The sequence below is a fragment of the Herbaspirillum sp. WGmk3 genome (genome assembly GCF_023952535.1).
GTDB lineage: Bacteria > Pseudomonadota > Gammaproteobacteria > Burkholderiales > Burkholderiaceae_D > Herbaspirillum > Herbaspirillum huttiense.
In genome coordinates, this window is the sequence record NZ_JAKYWT010000134.1 from 1 (window position 1) to 246 (window position 246).

Sequence of the window (246 nt, forward strand, 5' to 3'; positions counted from 1 at the left end):
CTGCAGGTTGGCTCCAATTATTTGTATATTCATAAAATCGATGGAAAAACTTTTCTCTTTACCAAAACAAATGACAAGAGTCTGGTTCAGAAGATAAATCGCTCTAAAGCTTCAGTTGAAGATATTAAGAACAGCCTCGCAGATGACGAATCATTGGGATTCCCATCTTTTTTGTTTGTTGAAGGCGACACCATTGGTTTTGCCAGAACTGTTTTCGGGCCGACCACATCCGATCTGACAGATTTT

General features: G+C 39.4%; 1 pseudogene. It reads left to right on the forward strand.

Features of this window, described 5'->3' with window-relative positions:
- Nucleotides 1-246, forward strand: a pseudogene (locus MKD49_RS26210) (protein rexA); the annotation flags it as partial.